Origin of the sequence: Pseudomonas grimontii (assembly GCF_007858185.1) — a bacterium.
Classification (GTDB): Bacteria; Pseudomonadota; Gammaproteobacteria; order Pseudomonadales; family Pseudomonadaceae; genus Aquipseudomonas; species Aquipseudomonas grimontii.
This window is the reverse complement of record NZ_VFES01000008.1, coordinates 245,870-268,618: the sequence shown is the minus strand read 5'-3', so window position 1 is coordinate 268,618 and position 22,749 is coordinate 245,870. Positions and strand designations below refer to the sequence as shown.

At 63.5% G+C, this 22,749-nt stretch carries 22 protein-coding genes; 5 read left to right on the top strand and 17 right to left on the bottom strand.

The genetic code is table 11. The features are described from left to right. The first annotated feature begins 372 nt into the window (after positions 1 to 372). The gene (locus tag FIV39_RS15155; protein WP_090406169.1) at positions 373 to 1,581 is read left to right on the top strand and encodes a DUF1835 domain-containing protein; all 1,209 of its coding nucleotides are present in this window, start codon (positions 373 to 375) and stop codon (positions 1,579 to 1,581) included. A gap of 54 nt (positions 1,582 to 1,635) precedes the next feature. Here the strand turns inward: FIV39_RS15155 and FIV39_RS15150 are convergent, their stop codons facing one another. The 12 genes from FIV39_RS15150 to nac form a co-directional block, all read right to left on the bottom strand. Next, on the bottom strand, positions 1,636 to 2,469 hold the full coding sequence (locus tag FIV39_RS15150) for an ABC transporter substrate-binding protein (RefSeq protein WP_090406171.1): 834 nt from the start codon (positions 2,467 to 2,469) through the stop codon (positions 1,636 to 1,638). A 59-nt stretch (positions 2,470 to 2,528) separates the two neighbouring features. Further along, positions 2,529 to 3,257: an amino acid ABC transporter ATP-binding protein gene (locus tag FIV39_RS15145; protein WP_169899070.1), complete on the bottom strand. Its 729-nt coding sequence runs from the start codon at positions 3,255 to 3,257 to the stop codon at positions 2,529 to 2,531. Between the two features lie 23 nt (positions 3,258 to 3,280). Next, on the bottom strand, positions 3,281 to 4,024 hold the full coding sequence (locus FIV39_RS15140; RefSeq protein ID WP_090406173.1) for an amino acid ABC transporter permease: 744 nt from the start codon (positions 4,022 to 4,024) through the stop codon (positions 3,281 to 3,283). Between the two features lie 6 nt (positions 4,025 to 4,030). After that, on the bottom strand, positions 4,031 to 4,732 hold the full coding sequence (locus FIV39_RS15135; protein ID WP_090406176.1) for an amino acid ABC transporter permease: 702 nt from the start codon (positions 4,730 to 4,732) through the stop codon (positions 4,031 to 4,033). A gap of 109 nt (positions 4,733 to 4,841) precedes the next feature. Further along, complete coding sequence (locus FIV39_RS15130) at positions 4,842 to 5,594, bottom strand: SDR family oxidoreductase (protein WP_053138772.1); 753 nt, start codon at positions 5,592 to 5,594, stop codon at positions 4,842 to 4,844. A 93-nt stretch (positions 5,595 to 5,687) separates the two neighbouring features. Beyond that, positions 5,688 to 6,461 (bottom strand): LamB/YcsF family protein, encoded by a 774-nt coding sequence (locus FIV39_RS15125; RefSeq protein WP_090406179.1) that lies wholly within the window; start codon positions 6,459 to 6,461, stop codon positions 5,688 to 5,690. Beyond that, positions 6,458 to 6,850: a hypothetical protein gene (locus FIV39_RS15120; RefSeq protein ID WP_090406182.1), complete on the bottom strand. Its 393-nt coding sequence runs from the start codon at positions 6,848 to 6,850 to the stop codon at positions 6,458 to 6,460. Before FIV39_RS15120 ends, FIV39_RS15125 begins: the two co-directional genes overlap by 4 nt. Beyond that, on the bottom strand, positions 6,847 to 7,821 hold the full coding sequence (locus FIV39_RS15115) for a 5-oxoprolinase subunit C family protein (RefSeq protein ID WP_090406185.1): 975 nt from the start codon (positions 7,819 to 7,821) through the stop codon (positions 6,847 to 6,849). Before FIV39_RS15115 ends, FIV39_RS15120 begins: the two co-directional genes overlap by 4 nt. Beyond that, on the bottom strand, positions 7,818 to 8,474 hold the full coding sequence (pxpB, locus tag FIV39_RS15110; RefSeq protein WP_090406188.1) for a 5-oxoprolinase subunit PxpB: 657 nt from the start codon (positions 8,472 to 8,474) through the stop codon (positions 7,818 to 7,820). The genes FIV39_RS15115 and pxpB overlap by 4 nt, the downstream gene beginning before the upstream one ends. Beyond that, positions 8,471 to 9,823, bottom strand: coding sequence for an acetyl-CoA carboxylase biotin carboxylase subunit (gene accC, locus FIV39_RS15105; RefSeq protein WP_090406191.1), 1,353 nt, complete (start codon positions 9,821 to 9,823; stop codon positions 8,471 to 8,473). Before accC ends, pxpB begins: the two co-directional genes overlap by 4 nt. Positions 9,824 to 9,856: 33 nt before the next feature. Beyond that, positions 9,857 to 10,270, bottom strand: coding sequence for an acetyl-CoA carboxylase biotin carboxyl carrier protein (locus FIV39_RS15100; protein ID WP_090406194.1), 414 nt, complete (start codon positions 10,268 to 10,270; stop codon positions 9,857 to 9,859). 114 nt (positions 10,271 to 10,384) lie between these two features. Then, entirely contained in the window at positions 10,385 to 11,290 is a 906-nt protein-coding gene (nac, locus tag FIV39_RS15095) for a nitrogen assimilation transcriptional regulator NAC (RefSeq protein WP_090410064.1), read from the bottom strand. Positions 11,291 to 11,669: 379 nt separating this feature from the next. On the opposite strand from nac, the gene FIV39_RS15090 reads away from it, so the two are divergent. From FIV39_RS15090 to FIV39_RS15080, 3 genes are all read left to right on the top strand, one after another. Then, entirely contained in the window at positions 11,670 to 12,878 is a 1,209-nt protein-coding gene (locus tag FIV39_RS15090; protein WP_090406197.1) for an aspartate transaminase, read from the top strand. A 9-nt stretch (positions 12,879 to 12,887) separates the two neighbouring features. Then, the gene (locus FIV39_RS15085) at positions 12,888 to 14,438 is read left to right on the top strand and encodes an MFS transporter (protein WP_090406200.1); all 1,551 of its coding nucleotides are present in this window, start codon (positions 12,888 to 12,890) and stop codon (positions 14,436 to 14,438) included. A gap of 63 nt (positions 14,439 to 14,501) precedes the next feature. Then, positions 14,502 to 15,833, top strand: coding sequence for an OprD family porin (locus FIV39_RS15080; protein WP_146371546.1), 1,332 nt, complete (start codon positions 14,502 to 14,504; stop codon positions 15,831 to 15,833). A gap of 221 nt (positions 15,834 to 16,054) precedes the next feature. Here FIV39_RS15080 and FIV39_RS15075 read toward each other — a convergent pair whose 3' ends face one another. From FIV39_RS15075 to gabT, 3 genes are read right to left on the bottom strand one after another with little or no spacing between them, the layout of a single operon-like run. Beyond that, complete coding sequence (locus tag FIV39_RS15075; protein ID WP_010449292.1) at positions 16,055 to 16,543, bottom strand: Lrp/AsnC family transcriptional regulator; 489 nt, start codon at positions 16,541 to 16,543, stop codon at positions 16,055 to 16,057. Between the two features lie 45 nt (positions 16,544 to 16,588). Then, on the bottom strand, positions 16,589 to 17,233 hold the full coding sequence (locus tag FIV39_RS15070) for an HAD family hydrolase (protein ID WP_090406205.1): 645 nt from the start codon (positions 17,231 to 17,233) through the stop codon (positions 16,589 to 16,591). Positions 17,234 to 17,281: 48 nt separating this feature from the next. After that, on the bottom strand, positions 17,282 to 18,574 hold the full coding sequence (gene gabT / locus FIV39_RS15065; RefSeq protein ID WP_090406208.1) for a 4-aminobutyrate--2-oxoglutarate transaminase: 1,293 nt from the start codon (positions 18,572 to 18,574) through the stop codon (positions 17,282 to 17,284). Between the two features lie 193 nt (positions 18,575 to 18,767). Between gabT and FIV39_RS15060 the strand changes: the two genes are divergently transcribed. Continuing rightward, positions 18,768 to 19,694 carry a 2-hydroxyacid dehydrogenase gene (locus tag FIV39_RS15060; RefSeq protein ID WP_146371548.1) on the top strand — a complete coding sequence of 309 codons (927 nt, stop codon included), beginning with the start codon at positions 18,768 to 18,770 and terminating at the stop codon, positions 19,692 to 19,694. Positions 19,695 to 20,060: 366 nt separating this feature from the next. On the opposite strand, the gene FIV39_RS15055 is transcribed toward FIV39_RS15060, so the two are convergent. Both FIV39_RS15055 and FIV39_RS15050 read right to left on the bottom strand, forming a co-directional pair. Further along, positions 20,061 to 21,152, bottom strand: a complete 1,092-nt coding sequence (locus tag FIV39_RS15055) for a tartrate dehydrogenase (RefSeq protein ID WP_090406210.1) — start codon at positions 21,150 to 21,152, stop codon at positions 20,061 to 20,063. 20 nt (positions 21,153 to 21,172) lie between these two features. Next, positions 21,173 to 22,633, bottom strand: coding sequence for an NAD-dependent succinate-semialdehyde dehydrogenase (locus FIV39_RS15050; RefSeq protein ID WP_090406213.1), 1,461 nt, complete (start codon positions 22,631 to 22,633; stop codon positions 21,173 to 21,175). Positions 22,634 to 22,749: the final 116 nt, after the last annotated feature.

The window sequence follows — 22,749 nt, the reverse complement described above, 5'->3', positions numbered from 1 at the left end:
GTAGCAGCCCCAGTAAAGAAGAACGCGGTGTATCAGACACTCTGTAGAGGCTGGTTTTGGGGCTGCTTCGCAGCCCAGCGCGGGACAAGCCCGCTCGCCACAGGGAGATTTGTCAGGATCTGAAAAGTTGTGTAGATACCCATGGCCATCGGGGGCAAGCCCCCTCCCACACTTGACCCCGTGCAACCCAAAAAAGAGTACGGGTTTGATCCCAAGCCCGATTTGCAATCAAGCGCCGCAGTGCCTATATTTCCCGCCTGGCGCTCTCTACGCCACCTTCCGCGGAAAGGGCTGCGCCCAAGACAGTGAAGCTCTACCTCATTTCTACGACTCCCAACCTTAAAGCGGAAAAGGTTTGTGCAAGGAGATCGTATGTCGCAACGCCCCGTATCCTCCAACACCGATGGCCGTCTCAACCTTGAGCAACAGCGCAAGCGCGCCAAGGAACTGTTACCGCAGCTCAAAGCCCAGGACCCCAATACCACCCTGTCCCAGGCTCAGTGGCAGATCGCCAGGCAACTGGGTTTCAGCAGTTGGCCCAAGCTCAAGGCCCACATCGACGCCATTGACTTCGCCGCCCGCCATCCCGACTTTGCCGCCAGCGACGAAGCGCGCACCACCCACTGGCGCTGCGGCAATGACATTGCCCACAGCCTCCAGGTGGCGGGGTTCAAGGGCCGGTTCCAGATGCTCAGCGACCCGCTGTGCATGGGCCCGGTGCGCGACGTACCCGCCGCAGAGTTCCGCGCTATGCGCAGTGCCTTCATCAGCCAGGCCTTTGGCATGCCCGTATCGGACGTCACGCGCCGCGTCGACGATGAATACGCTCAGCTCCACACTTTGGCCAGCGCCGAGCACAGCGTGCTGTGGTGCGAGGCGGACGCCTATGACCAGTTGTTCCTGATCCGTGCCCTGGCCGGCCTGGAGCAGACACCGCCCAGGCTGGAGCTGATCGAGGTGGATCGTATTCCCGGTGTCGAGCGCTTTATCGGTATCGGCCAGCTGGCGCCCGATGTATTGGCGTGGCTATGGCCACAGCGGCGCCTGATCGGTGACGATGCCGTGCAACTGGCCAAACAGGCCTGGTCGGCCTATTGCAACAGCTCACCGACGCCGTTGGCGGAGCTTGCCCATGGCACACACCCCGCCCTGCCCTTGCTGGCCCCGGCGCTGTTGCGTCAGTTGCAGGAACTGCCGGGCACCCAGGACGGCCTGTCGCTGACCGAACGCCTGGCCCTGACCTACCTCGCCGAAGCCGGGCCGCTGCCGTTTGGCCGCGTGTTCGCCGAGTTGATGGCCAGGCGCGACCCGCTGCCGTTCCTGGGGGACATGATGTTTCATGCGCTGTTGCGGCCGTTGATCGATGGCGAGCAGCCGTTGCTGACGGAAACCGAAGCGCATCTGGATTGGCCGCGTCGCACGCTGTCGCTGACCCCCTTGGCCCATAGCGTGCTCAACGGACAGGCGTATTGGCTCGACCATGCCAGCCACGAACGCTGGGTGGGCGGTACGTGCATCAGGCCCGGCCAACCGCACTGGATGATTGATGAGGCCCTGCGCCCCCAGTACAGAGCGCAGTAAAAAAACAGCCCGCCGTGCATCACGCACGGCGGGCTTTTTTACAACCGCCAGCGCTTACGGCAACGGCTCGAACTTCAATGCGCTCAAGCTCTGTACCTTGTCCTCGCGGACCATCTTGTATTCGGTGTTCGGGCCGATCCAGCGGTCCCAGATCGCATCGATCTCCCCTGCCTTTTCCATGGACATCAACGACTCGTTGACCTTGGCCAGAAACGCCGGCTCATCGCGGCGCATGCCGGCGCCGATTGGTTCCAGGGCCATCGGCTCCTTGGCCAGGGCCAGTTCGACACCGCTGGCCTTGGCCTGATTGACCAGTTTCAGCGCGGTCATGGTGTTGGTCACCAGGCCCACCACCTTGTTCTGTTGCAACGCCATGTAGGCCGAGCCGGTGTCCTGGAAGGTCACCGGGGTGGCACCGGCCAGGCGGATCGACTGCTCGGAGGTGGAACCCTTGGTGGAGCTGATGCGTTTGTCCTTGAAGAAGCTTTTCGGCTGGTCGGCATTCGCCGCGCGCACCACCAGGGTTTCCTTGGCGATGTAGTACGGGTCGCTGAACTGGATCTGTTCGGCGCGGGTCTTGGTGTAGGCCAGGTTGGCGAAGATCACGTCGACGCGGCCCATTTTCACTTCGGGAATCCGCGCTTCAACCGACAGCGGCTTGAGCTCCAGGGCCACGCCCATGGTCTTGGCCAGGGCCTTGCACAGGTCCACGTCCATGCCCACCAGCTCGCGGGTTTTCGGGTCCGGCGCGGAGAATGGCGGCACGTCGGCGTAGACGCCGCAGCTCAGGGACTGCTTGGCCATAATGTCGCTCAACTGGTCGGCCTGGGCGATGGCGATCGCCAGTGGCCCCAATGCCAGTGCGGTAAACAGATGCTTCATACCCATGGGAAATCTCCAGAAAGTTGGACCAGCAAAAATGGCAGAGGGAGCAAAGCCGCCGCAGCTCAATGGGCCCGCAGGTCGGCGATAAAACGTTGCGCTCGCGGGTGCGAAGGCTGGGTGAAGAAGGCGTCGGGGCTGCTCTTTTCCAGAATCTGCCCGGCGTCCATAAACCAGATGGTGTCGGCCACTTCGCGGGCGAAGTTCATCTCGTGGGTCACGCACATCATGGTCATGCCGTCCTTGGCCAGGCCCTTCATGACGCTCAGTACTTCACCGACCATTTCCGGGTCGAGGGCGCTGGTGGGCTCGTCGAACAGCATCACCGGCGGTTCCATCGCCAATGCCCGGGCGATGGCCACGCGCTGCTGTTGGCCGCCGGACAACTGCGCCGGGTAAGCGCCGGCCTTGTGGGCCAGGCCAACGCGGTCGAGCAACTCCATGGCCTTCTGTTTGGCCGCGGCGCCCTTGAGGTTGCGTAGCTTGTTCGGCGCGAGGGTGATGTTTTCCAGCACCGACAGGTGCGGGAACAGGTTGAAGCTCTGGAACACAAACCCCACGCGGCTGCGCAGGCGATTGATCTGCGCGTCGGTGCCGTGCACGTCCTGGCCGTCGAACAGGATCTGGCCGGCCTGGATATCTTCCAGGCGGTTGACCGTGCGGATCAGCGTCGACTTGCCAGAACCCGAGGGGCCGCACAGCACCACCACTTCACCGGGTTGCACCTCGGCGGTGATGTCGGTGAGCGCCTGGTACTCGCCGTACCATTTATTGATTTTCGAAAACATGATCATTGGATGCATGAGCGCAGCCCTCTTCAATTATCGGTGGTCAGCAACGGACCGCCCGCCACGGTTTGCCCGCCATCGCCCAGGCGCTTGCGGGCAATGCGTTGCTCCACCCAACCGGCCAGGCGGGTCAGGCCAAAACACAGCAGGTAGTAGATGATCGCCAGGATGAAAAACACCTGGAACGGCTTGGTCAGCAACTGGTTGTTGACCTGGTTGGCGGCAAAGGTCACTTCCTGCACGTTGATCACGTAGCCCAGGGAGGTTTCCTTGATGATCGAGATGAACTGGCTGATCAGGCTCGGCAGCGCGTTGTACAACGCCTGGGGCAGGATCACCCAGGCCGTGGTGCGCACATAGCCCAGGCCCAGGGCGCGGGACGCTTCATACTGGCCGGCCGGCAGCGCCTGGATGCCGCCGCGAATGATTTCGCACAGGTAGGCGCTCTGGTAGATCACCAGGGTGCAGAGCATGGTCATGAAACCGGTGATGTTATGGCCGATCAGCAACGGCACCAGGAAGTAGGTCCAGAAGATCACCATCAGCAACGGGATGCCACGCAGCACGTAGACCCACACCGTGGCGACCCAGTACAAACCCTTCCACGGCGACACCCGCGCCAAGGCCAGCAGCAGGCCGAACGGGAACGCCAGCAGCAACGCCAGCGCCGCCAGGATCAGGGTACTCGCCAGGCCGCCCAGTGGGCCGTGAGGGTATTGGCCGATCAGGAGCAGCGTCCAGTTCTGCTGCACGATTGAAAACATATCCAACATCGCGGTCTACCTCGCCAGGGCTTTGCTGAAGCGGCGGGCGAGCAACGCCCCGGCGCCCATCAGCAGCAGTGAAAACACCAGGTAGAACACCGTGGCCACCAGGTACGACTCAAAGGTGCGGAACGTGTAGTTCTCCACTTCGCGGCTGGCGTAGGTCAGTTCCATCACGCCGATCGCCATCGCCAGGCTGGTGTTCTTGAACAGCAGCACGGTGTGGTTGATCAGCGACGGCAGGCAGTTGCGCACGCCCTGGGGCAGGATCACGTAGCGCATCGAACGTACGTAGCCCAGGCCCAGGGCCCTGGACGCTTCGGTCTGCCCGGCGGGAATGGCGCGCAGGCCGCTGCGCATGTCTTCACAGAAATACGCGGCCTGGCACAGGCCCAGGGCGATCACCGAGAACAGGTATTCGGTGTTGTGGTTGGCCAGCCACAGTTGCGTGGACTCGCCAAGCAGCGTCGGCACGCCGAAGTACCACAGCATCAGTTGCACCAGGGTCGGCACATTGCGGTGGTACGACACGTACCCCGCCACCAGGCGGTCGGCCAGCGTGTTACCGGTCAGGCGCACCGTGACCAGTGTCAGCGCCAGCAGCATCGCCAGCAGCCAGGCGAACAGCGCCAGCTGCAAGGTCATTTCGATGCCCTTGACGATCAGCTCGGCGTACTCGCCTTGCAGAATCGCGGCCAAATCGAAGTCTTGCTTCATGGTCAATCCCTATCGGCATTGGGCTAGGGCAGAAATCAAAATCACCCGGCGAGGCCGTGGCGGGATGCAGCGCTGACGGATCGATCCGTTCTTTTGCTGGGGCTGGGATTCAGCCCTGGTAGTCCTGGGGCCGTGCGGTGGAAAGCCCGCCCGGTACCTGCAAGGTCGGGGTGATTTCCATATGCCCGATGTTGACCGCAATCGGCGCGGCAATCGCGAAGGCGATGGCATTGGCGATGTCCTCGGCCTGGGGCAATTCAAAGCCCTCGACGAAGCGCTTGTAGGTGGCTTCGGAATCGCCGTGTACGTGGGCAAAAATATCCGTGGCGACCCGGCCCGGGCAGATCTCGGTGACCCGCACGCGCTTGCCGAACGCATCGATGCGCAACTGGCGCGAAAGCATGCTCACCGCCGCCTTCGTCGCGTGGTAGGTGGAGTTGCCGCCAAAGTTGTAGGCCGCCGCAATCGAACTGATGTTGATGATGTGCCCGCAGTCGCGCTCGACCATGCCCGGCAGCGCCAGGCGCGCCAGGTGCAGCACGGCGCGCAGGTTGACGTCGATGAGCAGGTCGATGCCGTCGGCGTCGGCCTTGAGCAGGGAACCGGGTTTGTCGACGCCGGCGTTGTTGACCAGGATGTCGAAAGTGTTTTCGGCGAACAGTTGGGTCAACCCGGCAAGGTCGGTGACATCGATGGCGTGGGCGATGCAGCCGGTCCTGGCCGCCAGTTCCTGCAACTTGTCGGCGCTGCGGGCCAGGGCATGCACCTGCACGCCTTCCTGGCACAGACGCTCGACAACGGCGGCGCCGATGCCGGAGGAAGCCCCGGTGACCAGCGCGGTTTTGTAGTCGGAAAATGGCATGGGGTGGTCCTTGTGCTACGGGTTATGGTTCGACTCTATCCAGCCTTCGGACGCTGGACCAAGACGCAATGGTTGTGTGGCGATAAGGCCTGCTTATGACGCGGCCAGCAGCTGGGAAATCGGCGTGATGCGGCCGCCCAGTTGCTCGATTTCGGCGCGAATGGTGCGCGCCAGTTCGACCGCGCCGGGGGTGTCGCCGTGCAGCAGGATCGAATGGGCCGGCACCCGCAGCACCTTGCCGCTGAGGGCGGTCACGGTGCCCTCCTCCAACAACTGCCGCACCCGGCGCAGCACCGCTGCCGGCGCCTTGATCACCGAGCCGTCGACCTTGCGCGGCACCAGCAGGCAATCATCGTCATAGGCGCGGTCGGCGAGAAACGTGGTGGCGACGCGCAGGCCGCACTTCTCGGCCGCGCCTTCGATGGCGCGGCTGCTGGAGGAGCTGATGATCAGCGTCGGGTCAAACGCCGCCACCGCCCGCACCAACGGCTCGGCCAGCGCCGCATCGGCGGCGGCCATATTGCCCAGGGCGCCGTGGAAGCTCATGTGGGTCATGCGGTGGCCGTTGACCGCCGCGATCCCGGCGAGCGCGCCAAGCTGGTAGATCACATGGGTGACGAGTTCCTTGGTCTCGATGTTCATCTGCCGACGGCCAAAGCCCATCAGGTCCGGGAAGCCCACATGCGCCCCCAGGTCGATGCCACCGGCCTTGGCCAGACGCACCGTGTTGTCCATGATCAGCGGGTCGCCGGCATGGAAACCGCAGGCCACATTGGCCGATGAAATCAGGCGCATCAGCGCTTCATCCTCGCCCATGCGCCACGGGCCGAAGCCTTCGCCCAGGTCAGCGTTCAAATCAATCTTCATGCGGGGTACTCCACTCCGAGGAAGGCTTCGCCGTAGCCGACGGTGGTGCCGCACGGCACACGCACATCGACAACCCGCGCGGCGCGGGGCGCGCGCAAGGGCAACAACAACTCACCCACTTGCAGCAGCGCGACCAGTTGCCCGGCGCTGAGCTGATCGCCCACCGCCACGAACGGTTGATCAAGTTGGGGATGGGTCAGCAGCAAGCGCCCCATGCCAGTGGTGCGCAGCACTGGGTCCTGCACCTCAGCGACGGCAGGCGCCGCAACAGCAGCGGCCGAGGCACCGCGCTTGAGCGTCAGGTGCACACCGGGGCGACTCATTTCGGCACCGGCCAAGTGGTGCTCCTTGAGCCACAGCGCCAATTGGCGAATTTCCTCAAGGGTCATGCTTTCACTCCTTCGCGGTGCAGTTCCAACAGGCGGCTGACTTCACGCAGATACGCGCGATTGGTTTCCAGGGCCTCGACGGCCTCCAGGTAGCTGCACTCGATAAAGCGCACCTTACCGCCGATGGGCGCCTGGCCCAGGCGCCACAGGTCGGCCTCGATCACGCTGCCGAACTTGGGGTAGCCGCCGCTGGGCTGGGCGTCACGCATCTGGATGATGGGCTGGCCGCCGTGGGGCACCTGGATCACCCCCGGCACGATGCCGTGGGAGCGAATTTCCATCGGGGCGATGGGCAGCAGCGGCTGGCCTTCCATGCGGTAGCCGTAGCGATTGCTCTGGGTGGTGATTTTCCATTCACCGGCCCAGAACGCCGCGCGGGACGCTTCTTGGAAACGCTCGTATTCGGCGGCGGGCAACACGCGCATGGCAGGCACCCCATCGACCTGCAACGGCAGCGCCAGGCTTGGCGCCAACACCCCGACATCCAGCGGCAACGGGCTGATACCGGGACGCAGTGCCCCCAGCCGATCACCCTGTTGCAGGGCGCGGCCGTCGAGGCCGCCGAACTCGCCGCGTAATTGAGTGCTGCGCGAACCCAGCACCGACGGCACATCCACCCCGCCCGCCAAACACAGGTAGGCACGGCTGCCTGACGTCGGATAGCCCAGGCTCAAGACCTGGCCTTCACGGCCCTGGCACACCCAGTTCGGTGGCAAGGACTGGCCGTCCAGGGTGGCGTCGCAAGCGGCGCCGGTCAGCGCAAAGGCACAGTCCTGCAACAGCCGCACGTCGAACGGGAACAGCGGTATTTCAATCGCGGCGGCGTCTTCGGGATTGCCCAGCAACAGGTTGCCCAGGACCAGGGCCAACTGGTCCATGGCGCCCGACGTGCCCACGCCGTAACCCAGGCTGCCGAAGCGACCGAAGTCCTGCACGGTGGCCAGGGCGGTGGCCGATAAAATCTCGATCATCGAATGATCCTCTCGATGCGCAAGCGCAGGAAATCACCCGGCCGCAAGATCGCGGGCGGGGTTTGGGCGGGGTCGAAAAACGCCATTTCAGTACGACCGATGGTGTTCCAGCCGCTGGGGCCAGCCGAGGCGGACACCCCGGTCTGCACCCCGCCGATGGACACCGAGCCCGCGCCGATATTCAGCACCGGCACCTGGCGCCGTGGCGTGGCCAGGCGTGGGTCCATGCCGCCGAGGTAGCAATAACCGGGGTGGCTGCCCAGGGCATACACCGGGTACAGCGGTTCGCAGTGCAGGTTGGCAATGGTCTCGATATCCAGTCCGGTGTGGGCAATCACGTCCGCCATGTGCGGGCCGAACTCACCGCCGTACACCACCGGCAATTCGACGATGCGCCCTTCCAGGGGCAGCGGCTGGCTCTGTTCCCAGGCCTCCAGCAGGCGCTGGCACAAGCCGTTCAGTTCACGCGGCGGCGTGAGGAAGGTGAGCATCAGGTTGTTCATGCCGGGCACGGCTTCGTGGATCTCGGGCCATTCGCCGGCTTGCAGGGCCAGGCGCCAGATACGCTGCTGCGGGGCCAGGTCCAGTTCGCCCGGGGCCTCGAACAGCAAGGCGCTGGAGCCCAGCAGGCTGATGGAAGGTGCGGTGCTCATGTCGGACTCCTTTGCTGCAACCAGCGCTCCAGGTGATGAATATCGACTCCGCCGGCGCAGAACGCCGGGTCGTCCAGAATCTCGCGGTGCAGCGCAATATTGGTGCTGATGCCGTCCACGATCATTTCGCTCAGGGCCAGACGCATGCGTGCCATGGCTTCTTCACGCGTGGCGCCGTGGGTAATGACCTTGGCCACCATCGAGTCGTAGTACGGCGGCACGCGGTAGCCGGTGGTGACATGGGAATCGACCCGCACACCAAAACCGCCCGGCACTTCCCAGCGCTGGATCAGGCCGGGGGTCGGCATAAACGTCAGCGGGTCCTCGGCGTTGATGCGGCACTCCAGGGAGTGGCCGTTCAGTTGCACGTCTTCCTGGCGCACGCTCAGCACTTCACCGCGGGCCATGCGCAGTTGCTGCTGGACGATGTCGATGCCGGTGGTCATCTCGGTAACCGGGTGCTCCACTTGCAGGCGCGTGTTCATCTCGATGAAGAAGAACTCGCCGTCCTCATACAGAAACTCGAAAGTGCCCACGCCGCGATAGCCGATGCGGCGGCAGGCCTCGGCGCAGCGTTCGCCGACCGTGGCGATCAGCGCGGGATCGATGCCCGGCGCCGGCGCTTCTTCCAGGACTTTCTGGTGGCGGCGTTGCAGGGAACAGTCGCGGCAGCCGAGCCAGATCGCATGGCCATGGGCATCGCACAACACCTGGATTTCCACGTGCCGGGGGTGGCCGAGGAATTTCTCGATATACAGTTCAGGGTTGCCGAACGCCAACCGCGCTTCTTCGCGGGTGAGGCCGATGGCGGCGAGCAAGTCGGCCTCCTCCTGCACCACCCGCATGCCACGACCACCGCCACCACCGGCCGCCTTGACGATCACCGGGTAGCCGATTTCGGCGGCAATGGCGAGGATGCTCGCGTCGTCGCTCGGCATGCTCGAATCCGGCCCCGGCACGCACGGCACACCGGCTTCACGCATGGCGCGCTTGGCTGCCACCTTGTCGCCCATGGTGCGAATGCACGCAGCGCTCGGCCCAATAAAGGTCAACCCGGCCGCTTCGATGCGCTCGGCAAACCCGGCGTTTTCCGACAGGAACCCGTAACCGGGGTGGATCGCCTGGGCGCCACTGACCTTGGCGGCAAACAGCAGCGCGGTCTGGTTGAGGTAGCTCAGCCCCGGTGCGGCCGGGCCGATGCACAGCGACTCATCGGCGTTTTGCACATACTGCGCATGGCGGTCCGCTTCGGAGTGCACCGCCACGGTCTTGATGCCCAGGCCATGGCAGGCACGCTGAATGCGCAGGGCGATTTCGCCACGGTTGGCGATCAGCACTTTGTCGAACATTGAATTCACCTGAATAACGAATACGCGTGGGGGTCAATCGAGCCGGAACAAGGCTTGGCCCGCTTCGACTTCGACGCCGGCCTGGGCGAGGATCTCAACCAGCTTGCCGGCGACCTTGGCCTTGACCGGGTGGAACATCTTCATCGCCTCGATCACCGCCACCGTCTGGCCGGCCTCGATGGCTTGGCCCACGGTGACAAACGGCGCCTCACCGACGGCGGGCGTCAGGTGCAAGACGCCATAGAGGCTGGCCTTGATCTCCACGGCGGCGCTGGCCACGGGGGTTGCGGTTTTGGGCGCGGCGATCACGGTCGGCGCGACGCTGGTGATCACCTGGCCTGCCTGCTTGAACAGCCGCAGCGTGCTGTCGCCTTCGGTCAAGCTCAGTTCCAGCAGATCGGATTCGGCCAGCAAATCCATCAACCCCTTGATACGTGCTGAATCCATGTATGGCCCCTGCCTGTCGAGCGTGTCTTGAGTGGATGGGCCCAATCTACCGAGCCCCTCGAAAAGCGGCCAAGACGCTTTGGCTTTGGGGTGATAAGCCGACCTTATGACCGCTCAAATCAGGCTGCCACGCATCTTCGCCACCAGCTCCAGCAGGATCGCCTTGACCGCCTGGGCCGGCACCGACAACGGCAAATGCCCCGACAGGCACAGCGCCAGCGGCGCCTCCACCTCGGGTTCGACGATGCGGCACATGTGCACCGAAGTGGCCGCCACCATCACCCGCGCTGACGACTCCGGCAGGATGGTCGAGCCGAAATGGTCGGCCACCGCAGCGGTGAGCGTGGTGGACGACTCGATCTCGGCCACCACCCGCGCACTCAGGCCAATGCGCAGGAAGGCTTCATCCACCAACCGGCGCATGACGTTGTAGGGACGCGGCAGCAGCATGTCCATATCGGCCAGTTCAGCCAGCGGGATCGCTTCGCGACGGGTAATGTCCGGCTCGGCACTCACCAGGTACAACGGCTCGCGCAGCAGCGAGACAAAACTCAAGCCATGCACCTCACGCCCACCGTAGAGCACCGCCATGTCCATGCGACCGTTCATGATCAGCTCGCTCAAGGTGGTGCCGAAGTTTTCATTCAGGTACAGCAGAATGCCCGGATGGCGCTCACGCACCGTGCGCAGCAACGGCAACGACAGCGCCGACGCCGCAGTACCGGGCGCCAACCCCACCGACACCTGCCCGGACAACGCCTGGCCGGTGGCATTGATATCGCTCTGGGCCTGCTCGCACTGGCGCAAAATAATCTGCGCATGGGCATACAACACCTTGCCCGCCTCAGTCGGCGTGACGCCACGCTTGGTGCGAATCAACAACTGTTGCTGCAACTCCGCTTCCAGGGTCGCCAGTTGTTGGCTCAACGCCGGTTGCGCCACATGCAGCACATCGGCGGCCTGGGTCATGCTGCCGATGTCGACCAGTTTCACGAAATACTTCAGGCGGCGCAGGTTCAAAATGGCGATGCTCATGTAATGGACAAGTGATGCCTTAAATGTGGGAGGGGGCTTGCTCCCGATGAGGCAGTGTCAGTTGATGCATCTGTGATTGACATACTGCTATCGGGAGCAAGCCCCCTCCCACATTTGGTTTTGCGTACACCTGGCAGGTTTGCAAAAGACAGGCCATCCGTATAACCAGCCATAAGGCTTTGCTATGGCTGCCCCTGAACCCCCGCCCAAGGCACCCGTCCGGAGCAGCCAGGACTGGAGGCACCACAACAGTGCAACCCCAGCCATAAGCACTGCCTATCAAACCAGAACAAACTCATCTTATGGCGCCCTCCCCCACCCCTCGTACTGTGACCCCCGTCAACACCATCAACGAGGAACGCCCGTGACTGCCTCCCGCATCGCCGCCCGTGTGCAACGCATCAAACCATCGCCCAGCAGCGCCGCGTCCGACCGCGCCAACGAGCTGCGTCGCCAGGGCCAGTCCATCATCAACCTGGTGGTGGGCGAGCCGGATTTCGATACGCCACCCAATATTCGCCAAGCCGCCAGTGCCGCCATCGAGCGCGGTGAAACCCGCTACACCCAGAACGCCGGTACCCCGGAGCTGCGCCAGGCCATCGTCGACAAGCTGGCGCGGGAAAACGCCCTGGCCTACACCCCCCAGCAAGTGCTGGTGACCAGCGGCGCCAAGAGTGCGATCTTCAACGCCTTTGCCGCCACCCTCGGCGCCGGCGATGAGGTGCTGATCCCGGCGCCGTACTGGGTGTCGTACCCGGACATGGTGCTGGCCTGCGAAGGCGAGCCCGTGACCCTCGCCTGCCCTGAACACAACGGCTTCAAGCTGACTCCAGGCCAGCTGCGCGCGGCGATCACCCCGCGTACCCGCTGGCTGCTGCTCAACTCCCCCAGCAACCCCACCGGCGCCAGCTACAGCCACAGCGAATTGCGCGCCCTGGCCGATGTGCTGCTGGACTATCCCCATGTGCTGCTGATGACCGATGACATCTACGAGCACATCCGTTTCGACGGCCTGGATAACCCGCACATCCTGGCCATCGAACCGGCTTTGAAAGATCGCACGCTGGTGGTCAACGGCGTGTCGAAGACCTATGCCATGACCGGTTGGCGCATCGGTTACGCCGCCGGCCCCACCGACCTGATCGGCGCCATGGCCACCCTGCAATCGCAGTCCACCAGCAACGCCTGCTCGATCAGCCAGGCAGCGGCGGTGGAAGCGCTCAACGGCGACCAGAGCTTCGTCCAGCAAAGCGTGCGGGTCTACCAGCAACGCCGCGACCGCTGCCTGGAGCTGCTCAATGCCATTCCCGGCCTCAGTTGCCGCAAGCCGGATGGCGCGTTCTACCTGTATGTGAATTGCGCTGGCCTGCTGGGTAAAACCACGCCCGAGGGCAAGGTGCTGCACACCGACAGCGACGTCGTGATGTACCTGCTGGAAAGCCAGGGCGTGGCGGTGGTGGCGGGCACGGCGTATGGCCTGGCGCCGTTTTTCCGCATGTCGATCGCCACCGCGATTGCCACCCTCGACCAAGGCTGTGCGCGCATCAAAGCCGCCGTCGCCGCGTTGCGCTGAGGGCCGACCATGACCGTGGCAGCCCATCCGCCCCTGAGTTTCCAGCAAGCCTTGCTGGCCATGCTCGGCATCTCCCTGGTGCTGATGCTCTCGGCACTCGACCAGACGGTGATCGGCAACGCCTTGCCGAGCATCGTCGCCGAGCTCAATGGCTTTGAACTCTATGCGTGGGTTGCCACCGGTTACCTGTTGGCGTCCATCGTCACCATTCCGATTTTCGGGCGGCTGGGGGATTACTACGGGCGCAAGCCGTTTGTGCTGGCCGCTACGCTGATTTTCACCCTGGCCTCACTGGCCTGCGCCGTGGCCAACGACATGCTGGTGCTGGTGATCGGCCGCGCCTTGCAGGGGGTGGGCGGCGGCATGTTGATCGGCACCGCGTTCGCCTGCATTCCCGAGCTGTTTCCCGATACCCGTCAACGCCTGCGTTGGCAAATGCTCTTGAGTGCGCTGTTCAGCGTGGTCAATGCCATTGGCCCGGGCCTGGGGGGTTACCTGACCGGCGCCTTTGGCTGGCGCTCGGTGTTCTACCTCAACCTGCCCCTGGGGTGCCTGGCGCTGTTGATCGCCTGGCGCTTCCTGCCCTGGTACCGCCCGCAGCATCGCAACGGCATTCGCCTGGACTGGCCCGGCGCGCTGCTGATCGCCACGGCGCTGGGCAGCCTGCAATTGTTTGTGGAATGGCTGGGGCATTCGAGCCTGGCGTTGAGCGCCGCCCTGGGCCTGGGCTGTATTGCCGCGATCATCGCGCTGTGGCACTGGGAGCGGCGTTGCCCGCATGCGCTGTTGCCGGCGGCGTTATTCAGCTTGCCGAGCCTGCGATTGTTGTTCGTGCTGTCGGTGGCGGCCGGCGCGATCATGTTTTCGCTGTTGTTCTACCTGCCGCTGTTGCTGCAAGGCGCCTACGGCTACTCGCCCCAGGACGCCGGCCTGTTGATCACGCCGCTGGCGTTGAGCATCACCTTGGGGGCCATCGTCAACAGCCGCATCGTGACCCGCTTGCGCAACCCCAACCATTTGCCGCTGGCGGGCTTTGTCGCGCTGCTGCTGGCGTGCCTGGGCCTGGCCGTGGTCGGGCGCGGGGCCGCGTTCAACCTGTTGCTCGGTTTGATCCTGCTGGCCGGCCTGGGGCTGGGATTTATCCTGCTCAACCTCACGGTCTTCACCCAGACCCTGGCCGAACGGCAGTTCTTGGGGATTGCCACGGCACTGACCCAGTCCCTGCGCCTGGTTGGCGGGCTGCTCGGCACCGCAGGCATGGGGGTGCTGGTCAATCTGCTCTACAGCGCCAACGTGCAGCGGGTGTTTCTCGCGGCGAATCACGCCGAGGGCATTGCCATGTATGCCGACCCGCAAACGCTGTTGCATTCCAACCTTGAAGCCTCGCCCTGGCTGAACCTGGCCCGCGATGCACTGGCGCAGTCCGTGGGCGTCGGCCTGTTGCTGTGCGCCGGGATCGGCGTGCTGGCGCTGTTGATCCTGTACCGCTTGCCGCCGGTGCGACTGCATGTCGTGCCGGCCACCGTTGCTCCTGAAAAACCTGCTCCTGAAAACAAATAGAAAACCTTCACTGCCGCTTTTGACTGCCCTCAAAAAAACCAAACACACATGGGGATGACACCGATGGAGCTTTTCAATCGCGCACCGACAGTACTCGCCGGCCTTTGTGGCCTGCTGATCGCCCAACAGGGCTACGCCGCCGGCCTGGTGGAAGACAGCAAGCTCAACGTACTGGCCCGCAACTTCTTCAGTAACGCCGACAACCGCAGCGGCGCCGCCGACCCCAACTACACCCAGGAATGGGGCCAGGGGTTTATCGCCAACTTCGAGTCGGGTTTCACCCAAGGCACGGTGGGCTTCGGTGTCGACGCTATCGGCATGTTCGGCGTGCGCCTGGACTCCGGCAAAGGTCGTCACTACAACCCCCAAAGCACTGCGTTCAACGGCAACGTGTTCCCCACCGATCACGATGGCCGCGCGGTAGACGAGTTCGGTAGCCTGGGCCTGACCGCCAAGGCGCGCTTTGCCCAGACCGAGCTGAAATACGGGACCCTGGTACCGATGCTGCCGGTGGTGATGTCCACCGACCGCATGTTGCAACAGACCTTCAATGGCGGGCAGGTGCAGTCCAAGGACCTGGACCATTTCACCTTCACCCTCGGCCAGTTGGAGCACGTCAAAGGCCGTGGTTCGAGCAACCAGATGGGCATGTCGATCCCGGGCGCCAACAACCCGGTCAGCGGTGAGTTCGTCAACAAGTTCTACTACGGCGGCGTCGACTACAAACCCACCAAAGACCTGACCTTGCAGTACTACTACGGCAACCTGCAGGACTTCTACAAGCAGAACTTCCTGGGCCTCAAGTACGACTGGCAGATCGGGCCGGGCACCCTGCGCACCGACCTGCGCCACTTCGACAACCGCTCCGACGGCGCCAACGGCAACGACCCGGCGTTCTACACCTTCGGCTACTACGGCGACGGCGTGACCAAGGGCAAGGTCGACAGCCGCCTGAGCAGTGCCCTATTCACCTACCTGGTCAACGGCCACACGATTGCCGCCGGCCTGCAACAGGTCAGCAGCGACAGCGATGCGGTGTGGCTGAACCAGGGTGACGGTTCCACGGCCTACTTCATGACCGAGTCGATGATCGGCAAATTCCAGCGCGCCGGGGAAACCACCTGGCAGGTGCGTTACGGCTATGACTTCGCCACGGTCGGCGTGCCGGGCCTGAGCTTTATGGGCATGTACGAAAGCGGCTCGAACATCCGCACGCCAACGGGTGACAAGAGCGAGTGGGAACGCAACCTGACCGTGAGCTATGTGTTCCAGCAAGGCCCGCTGAAGAACCTGAGCATCGCCTTGCGCCATGCCTCATTGCGCACCGAAGTGACCACCCAGCGTGACAGTGATGAACATCGGGTGATCATCAGTTACCCGTTGAGCATCTTGTAGGCAGCTCACATGTGGGAGGGGGCCTGCCCCTCCCACAGTTTGACTGGCGTTATGGCTGGCTGATGTGCCCCAGGGTGTAGCGCCGCGATGCCGGCAATATCGAGCTGGCGATGAGGCCGCTGCTAGATGATAAGTCTCACAATCACGTCAATTTCGCATCCGACAAAAATTTCGCAATGTGGTGAATCAACACCGGATTAGGGCCTGAAAGCGAGCGTGTCTCAGTGCCGCAGCAACTTGCGCAACGGCACACCATCCTTGAGCACCGGCGACTTGATCACGATGTAGCTGAAGTACTTGGAGATACCGATATTCTTGTCCAGCAGGCTCTCGACCACTTCCTGATAGTGCTGGATGCTGCGGGTCATGAAACGCACCAGGTAGTCGTAGCCACCACTGATCAGGTGACACTCGAGCACTTCGTCCACCAGGCGGATATTCGATTCGAATTTGGCGAAGTCTTCACGCTTGTGGTCGCTGAGGGTGATCTCGGTAAACACCGTGACCGAGTCGGTGATCTTGGCCAGGTTCAAGTGCGCCTTGTAGCTGGAAATATACCCGGCCGACTCCAGCCGCTTGACCCGTTGCAGGCACGGGCTGGCGGACAGGCCCACGGCGTCGGCGAGGCTGACATTGGTCATCCGGCCGTCTTTTTGCAATTCAACCAGAATACTGATGTCGATCCGGTCCAGCTTGACTTGCCCTTCCATTGCGTACCTCTTGACTGCCGTTTGTAAGACAATCTTCTAGCAAAATCAGCGCCGTAAAGACAGCTGATGCTGCGCCACCAGATCCGCCATGCTGTTGATGCAGTAGTCCGCCGCGCAAGGCGAAGGCTGCCGCGCCCGGTGACGGCCGATCAAACAGCGGTCCAGCGCCGCGTGTGCACCGACCGACGGTCGCGTGACATGCAGCACCGGTTGCAGTTGCTCGCCCTGGTCCGTGAGCCATTGCGGGTCTTCGGCCAGGGAAATGAAATCTTCCGGTGCAATCCCCAATCGCTCGCACAACACCCCGCGATCCTCGGCATCGCGGTCGCCACGCACCAGCAGCCGGTAGAACTTGCGCAGGTACAGCATCGCCCCCGGTGCATCCTCGAACAACGACCAATTGCCCGCCGAACGGGCAAAGCTCATGCCCTCCTCCCAACTGGCGTGCAGCCCCCAGCTCTCGGCCAACTGGCGATGGGCAAAACACAACACGCCACTGAAGCCCAGCTCGGCGAAACGCGGATAGAGCTGGGCAACCTGCGCGTTGAATTCGGCCAGCACCTGATCCTTGGCCGGCTGCCCGCCACGGCTGTCGAGCAGCGGCTGCAACGCCGCCCACACCCCGGAATCGCGATCCACCAGCACTTCATCGCAATCGATCAGCAACGCTCGATAATCTGTCAGTCCCATGTGGGGTCAAGCCTCCAATGATGCAGTTCGCCCGTAGCGGGCACAGCCTCAGTTCAAGACCCGTGCCAAGGCACCGTCGAGGATTTTCAGCGCTTCGTCGACCTGGGCTTCGGTGGTCACCAACGGCGCGAGGAAACGCAGCACATTGCGATGTACCCCGCATTTGATCACCAGCAAACCACCGGCCCGGGCTTCATCGATCAGCCGTTGATTGAGGTCGGCATCCGGGGTGCGGGCCGGGTCATCCTTGATCAATTCCATCGCCAACATAAAGCCGGTGCCGCGCACATCACCGATGCGCGAGTAGCGCGCCTGCAGGCCGAGCAACCCCTGGCGCAGGCGCTCGCCCAGTACTTGGCTGCGCGCCAGCAACTGCTCCTGCTCGAACGCATCGATCACCGCCAGCGCCGCCGCACAGGCCAGCGCATTACCGCCGTAGGTGCCGCCGAGCCCGCCGGGCAGTGGTGCATCCATGATGTGCGCCTTGCCGACTACGCCGGACAACGGCAAGCCGCCGGCCAGGCTCTTGGCCACGGTGACCAGGTCGGGCTGGATACCCGCGTGCTGGAAACCGAACCAGGTGCCGGTGCGACCGAAGCCGGTCTGGATTTCGTCGAGGATCAGCACGATGCCATGCTTGTCGGCCAACGCCCGCAGCGCCTGGAGAAACTCAGCGGGTGCGGTGAGGAAACCGCCGTCGCCCTGCACCGGCTCGATGATGATCGCGGCCACCCGCTCCGGCGCTACCTGGGTCGCCAGCAACTCATCCAGGGCCTTGAGCGCGATGTCGCTAGTCACGCCGCGATAAGCGTTCGGGTACGGGGTATGGAACACCTCCGGAGCAAACGGCCCGAAGTTCTGCTTGTAGGGTTGGCTCATGCCGGTGAGCGTGGTGCCCAGCAACGTGCGCCCGTGGAAACCACCACGGAAGGCGATGACCGCCGAGCGATTGGTATGGGCACGGGCGATCTTCACCGCATTTTCTACCGCCTCGGCGCCGGAGGTGAAGAACGCCGCTTTATACGCGTCCTGGCCGCCGATCATTTCACACAGGCGCTGGGCCAGGTCGAGGTAAGGCTGGTAGGCCACCACCTGGAAGCAGGCATGGGAGACCTTCTGCAACTGGGCCTGCACGGCGGCGACCACCTTGGGGTGGTTATGGCCGATGTTGAGCACGCCGATACCGCCGACGAAGTCCAGGTAACGCTTGCCATCCACGTCCCACAATTCGGCGCCCTGGGCGCGGTCGATCACCAGCGGGTGCGCGGTCACCAGGCCACGGGGCACGAACTGCTCGCGCTGACGGAGCAAATGAGGGGTTTCGTCGACTTTGCTATTCATGGCATTTCCCATCGTGAGTCCGGCAACCGGAAGGTGGTTGCGATGCAGTCCAGAGTACGGCCTGCGGGCAACCAACTACGCCGAACTTGCCCCGTGAGAAATTCGGATCAACTGTTTTCGCCCCGCGTTTCAACAGATCCTGCGCCGGGCTTGGGGGATGATGATCGCTACCTTCATCCAGCAGGAAATGCCCATGGCCTTGCTCTACAAAGCTGACCCGGTGCGCGGCCGACACTGGCAGGCACTGTTCGCCAAACACGCACCGGATATCGAATGGCGCACCTGGCCCGACATCGGCAACCCCGCCGAGGTCGACTACCTGGCCGCCTGGCAGGCACCGGAAGATCTGGCCCGCGTGCTGCCCAACCTGAAGGTGTTGTTTGCGTTGTCGGCCGGTGTCGATCAACTGGACCTGGACCGTTTGCCTGCGGGCCTGCCGGTGGTGCGCCTGCTGGATCCGGGCATCACCCGCGGCATGTGCGAGTACGCCAGTTGGGCGGTGCTCAGCCTGCACCGCGACATGCTGCGCTACCGCCAGCAGCAGGTGGCGCGCTGTTGGCAGGCGCACCTGCTGCAGCCGGCCGCGAACCGGCGTGTCGGGGTGATGGGCTTGGGTGCCCAGGCGCAGCAAATTCTGGCGACCTTGGCGCCGCTGGGCTTTGCGTTGTCGGGGTGGGCGCGCAGTGCTCACCGCGTGCCGGGGGTGGAGTGTTATGCGGGGGAAGCGCAACTGCCGGCGTTTCTTAGCCAGTGCGATATTTTGCTGTGTGTGCTGCCGTTGACGGAGCAGACCCAGGGGATTCTGGATCGGCGCTTGTTTGCGCAACTGCCACCGGGGGCGGGGTTGGTGAATATGGGCCGTGGGGGGCACCTGGTTGAAGAGGATTTGCTCGAGGCGCTGGAGAGTGGGCAGTTGAGTGGTGCGGTGCTGGATGTGCTTCGGGAGGAGCCGGCGGCGCCGGAGCATCCGTTTTGGGAGTATCCGCAGGTGTTGTTGACGCCGCATATTGCGGCGATGACGCAGCCGGAGAGTGCGTTTGGGGTGTTGTTGGAGAATATTCGGCGGTTTGAGCGGGGGGATGAGATGGTGGGGGAAGTGGATCGGTTGCGGGGGTACTGAGTACATATGCGTTTCTGGGGTAACGACTGACTGGCGAGTTCCCCTGTGGCGAGCGGGCTTGTCCCGCGTTGGGCCGCGTAGCGGCCCCAAAACAGCCGCTATGGAGTTTCTGATACACCGCATTCTGCTTTACTGGGGGCTGCTACGCAGCCCAACGCGGGACAAGCCCGCTCGCCACAGGGAGATTTGTCAGAGGCTGAAAAGTTGTGTAGATACCCATGCCCCGATGAAGGCGTGTCAATTGATGCATCTTTGGCTGACCCACTGCCATCGGGGGCAAGTCGAATCGTCGCACCGCCCCTCCCACAGTTTTAACCCAGTACACCAGGCACAACGCCGGTCGGCTATAAGGCCGCCGCGTTTTGATCAATTCGCCTCAGCCAACCGCGTCGCAATTGCCAATCCCACATCCTGAGTCGATCCCTGCCCGCCCAAATCCGGCGTGACCACACCCTCCGCAATCACCGCCTCAATCGCCCGCAATATCCCATCATGCGCCGCCTGATACCGCCCATCCCCATTGCCCAAAAAGTCCAACATCAACGCCCCCGACCAAATCATCGCAATCGGATTCGCAATGTTCTGCCCATAAATATCCGGCGCCGACCCATGCACAGGCTCGAACAACGACGGAAACCGCCGCTCCGGATCCAGATTCGCCGACGGCGCAATCCCGATGGTTCCCGCACACGCCGGCCCCAGGTCCGACAGAATGTCGCCAAACAGATTCGACGCCACCACCACATCAAACCGGTCCGGCTGCAGCACAAACCGCGCACACAAAATATCGATGTGCTGCTTGTCCCACGTTACCTCGGGATAGTTCGCCGCCATCAATGCCGTGCGCTCATCCCAGTAAGGCATGCTGATGGAAATCCCATTGGACTTGGTCGCCGCCGTCAGCTTCTTACGCGCACGCGTCTGGGCCAGGTCGAAGGCAAACTTGAGGATGCGGTCGACGCCGCGTCGGGTGAACACCGACTCCTGCAGCACGAATTCATGCTCGGTGCCTTCGAACATCTTGCCGCCCACCGAAGAATATTCGCCCTCGGTGTTTTCGCGAATCACCACAAAGTCGATGTCCCCCGGCTCGCGCCCGGCCAGTGGGCATGGCACGCCGGGGAACAACCGCACCGGGCGGATGTTCACGTACTGGTCAAAATCGCGGCGAAACTTGAGCAGCGAGCCCCACAGGGAAATATGGTCCGGGACTTTGTCCGGCCAGCCCACGGCGCCGAAGTAGATCGCGTCAAAGCCCTTGAGCTGCTCGAACCAGTCCTCGGGCATCATCTGCCCGTGTTCCAGGTAGTAATCGCAGTGGGCCCAGTCGAGCACTTCGATGCTCAGGTTCAGGCCCCAGATCCTGGCGGCCTGTTCCAGTACCCGCAGCCCTTCGGGCAGCACTTCCTTGCCGATGCCATCGCCGGCAATCGCGGCGATTCTAAATGCCTTGCTCATGGTGCATGCCTCGCAAAAATTCAGTTCAAGCCGCCGATATGGAAGGCTTTGACTTCAAGGTATTCGTCCAGGCCGTACTTGCTGCCCTCGCGTCCCAGGCCTGATTGCTTGATACCGCCGAACGGCGCGACTTCCATCGAGATAATCCCGGTGTTGAGCCCGACCATGCCGAACTCCAGGGCCTCGCCAAAGCGCCACGAACGCTGCAGGTCCTGGGTGAAATAATAGGCGCCCAGGCCGTACGGGGTGGCGTTGGCCAGGGCGAGGGCCTGGGCTTCGTCGGTAAAGCGCATCAGCGGTGCCACCGGGCCGAAGGTTTCTTCATTGGCCAGCAACATCCCGGCGTGGGTATCGCCGAGTACCGTGGGCTGCACGAACTGGCTGTCACCGCTGGGAACTGCGCCGCACAGCAACTGGGCGCCCTGGCTCAGGGCGTCGTCGATATGCCGCGCGACTTTGTTCACCGCCGCGGGGTTGATCAGCGGGCCGATGGTCACGCCGTCTTCCAGGCCGTTGCCGACCTTGAGCTTGCCCACCTCTTCCACCAGCCGCGCCGCGAAACGCGCATAGATACCGTCCTGCACCAGGATGCGGTTGGCGCACACGCAGGTTTGCCCGGCGTTGCGAAATTTGCTGAGCATCACCCCGGCCACCGCCTGTTCGAGGTCGGCGTCATCGAACACGATAAACGGCGCATTGCCACCCAGTTCCAAACTCAAGCGCTTGATGTGCTCGGCGCTCTGGCACATCAACAGGCGGCCGACGGCAGTGGAGCCGGTAAAGGAAATCTTGCGCACCGCCGGGTTGCCGGTCAGCTCTTCGCCGATGCCGGCGGGCAAACCGGTGATCACATTAAACACCCCGGCCGGAATACCGACGCGCTCGGCCAGCACCGCCAGGGCCAGGGCCGACAGCGGCGTGAGGTCCGAGGGTTTGACGATGATCGGGCAACCGGCGGCCAGGGCCGGCGCGCATTTGCGCGTGATCATCGCGTTAGGGAAATTCCACGGGGTGATGGCGGCGCATACGCCCACCGGTTGCTTGAGGGTCAGCAAGCGGCGATCACCACTGGGTGCGGGCATGGTTTCGCCGTAGACCCGGCGCGCTTCCTCGGCGAACCATTTGACGAAACCGGCACCGTAGCGCACTTCGCCACGGGCTTCGTTCAGCGGTTTGCCCTGCTCGCAGGTCATGATCAGCGCCAGGTCATCGAGGTTGTCGATCATCGCCTGGTACCAACGCTCCAACAGCGCCGCACGTTCGGCAGCCGGGCGTGCGCGCCAGGCGGGCCAGGCACGCTCGGCGGCGTCGATGGCGCGGCGGGTGTCCACCGCGTCCATGGCCGGCACCTGGGCAATCAAGTGGCCGGTGGCCGGGTCGCGGATGTCCAGGGTGGCGCCGCTGTCGGCAGCGATCCACTGGCCATCTACGTAGGCGAGTTCAGCCAGCAGGCTGGGGTCTTGCAAGCGATTCTTGAGCATGGTCGAGTCCTGATCCGAGACACGCTCCAGTCTAGGGAGGTGCCGCAAACGAGGATGCCGAAAGCGCGGTTAAAGCAGCGTGCCGTGCTGAAATTCACCCCAGGACGGCAGGCTCT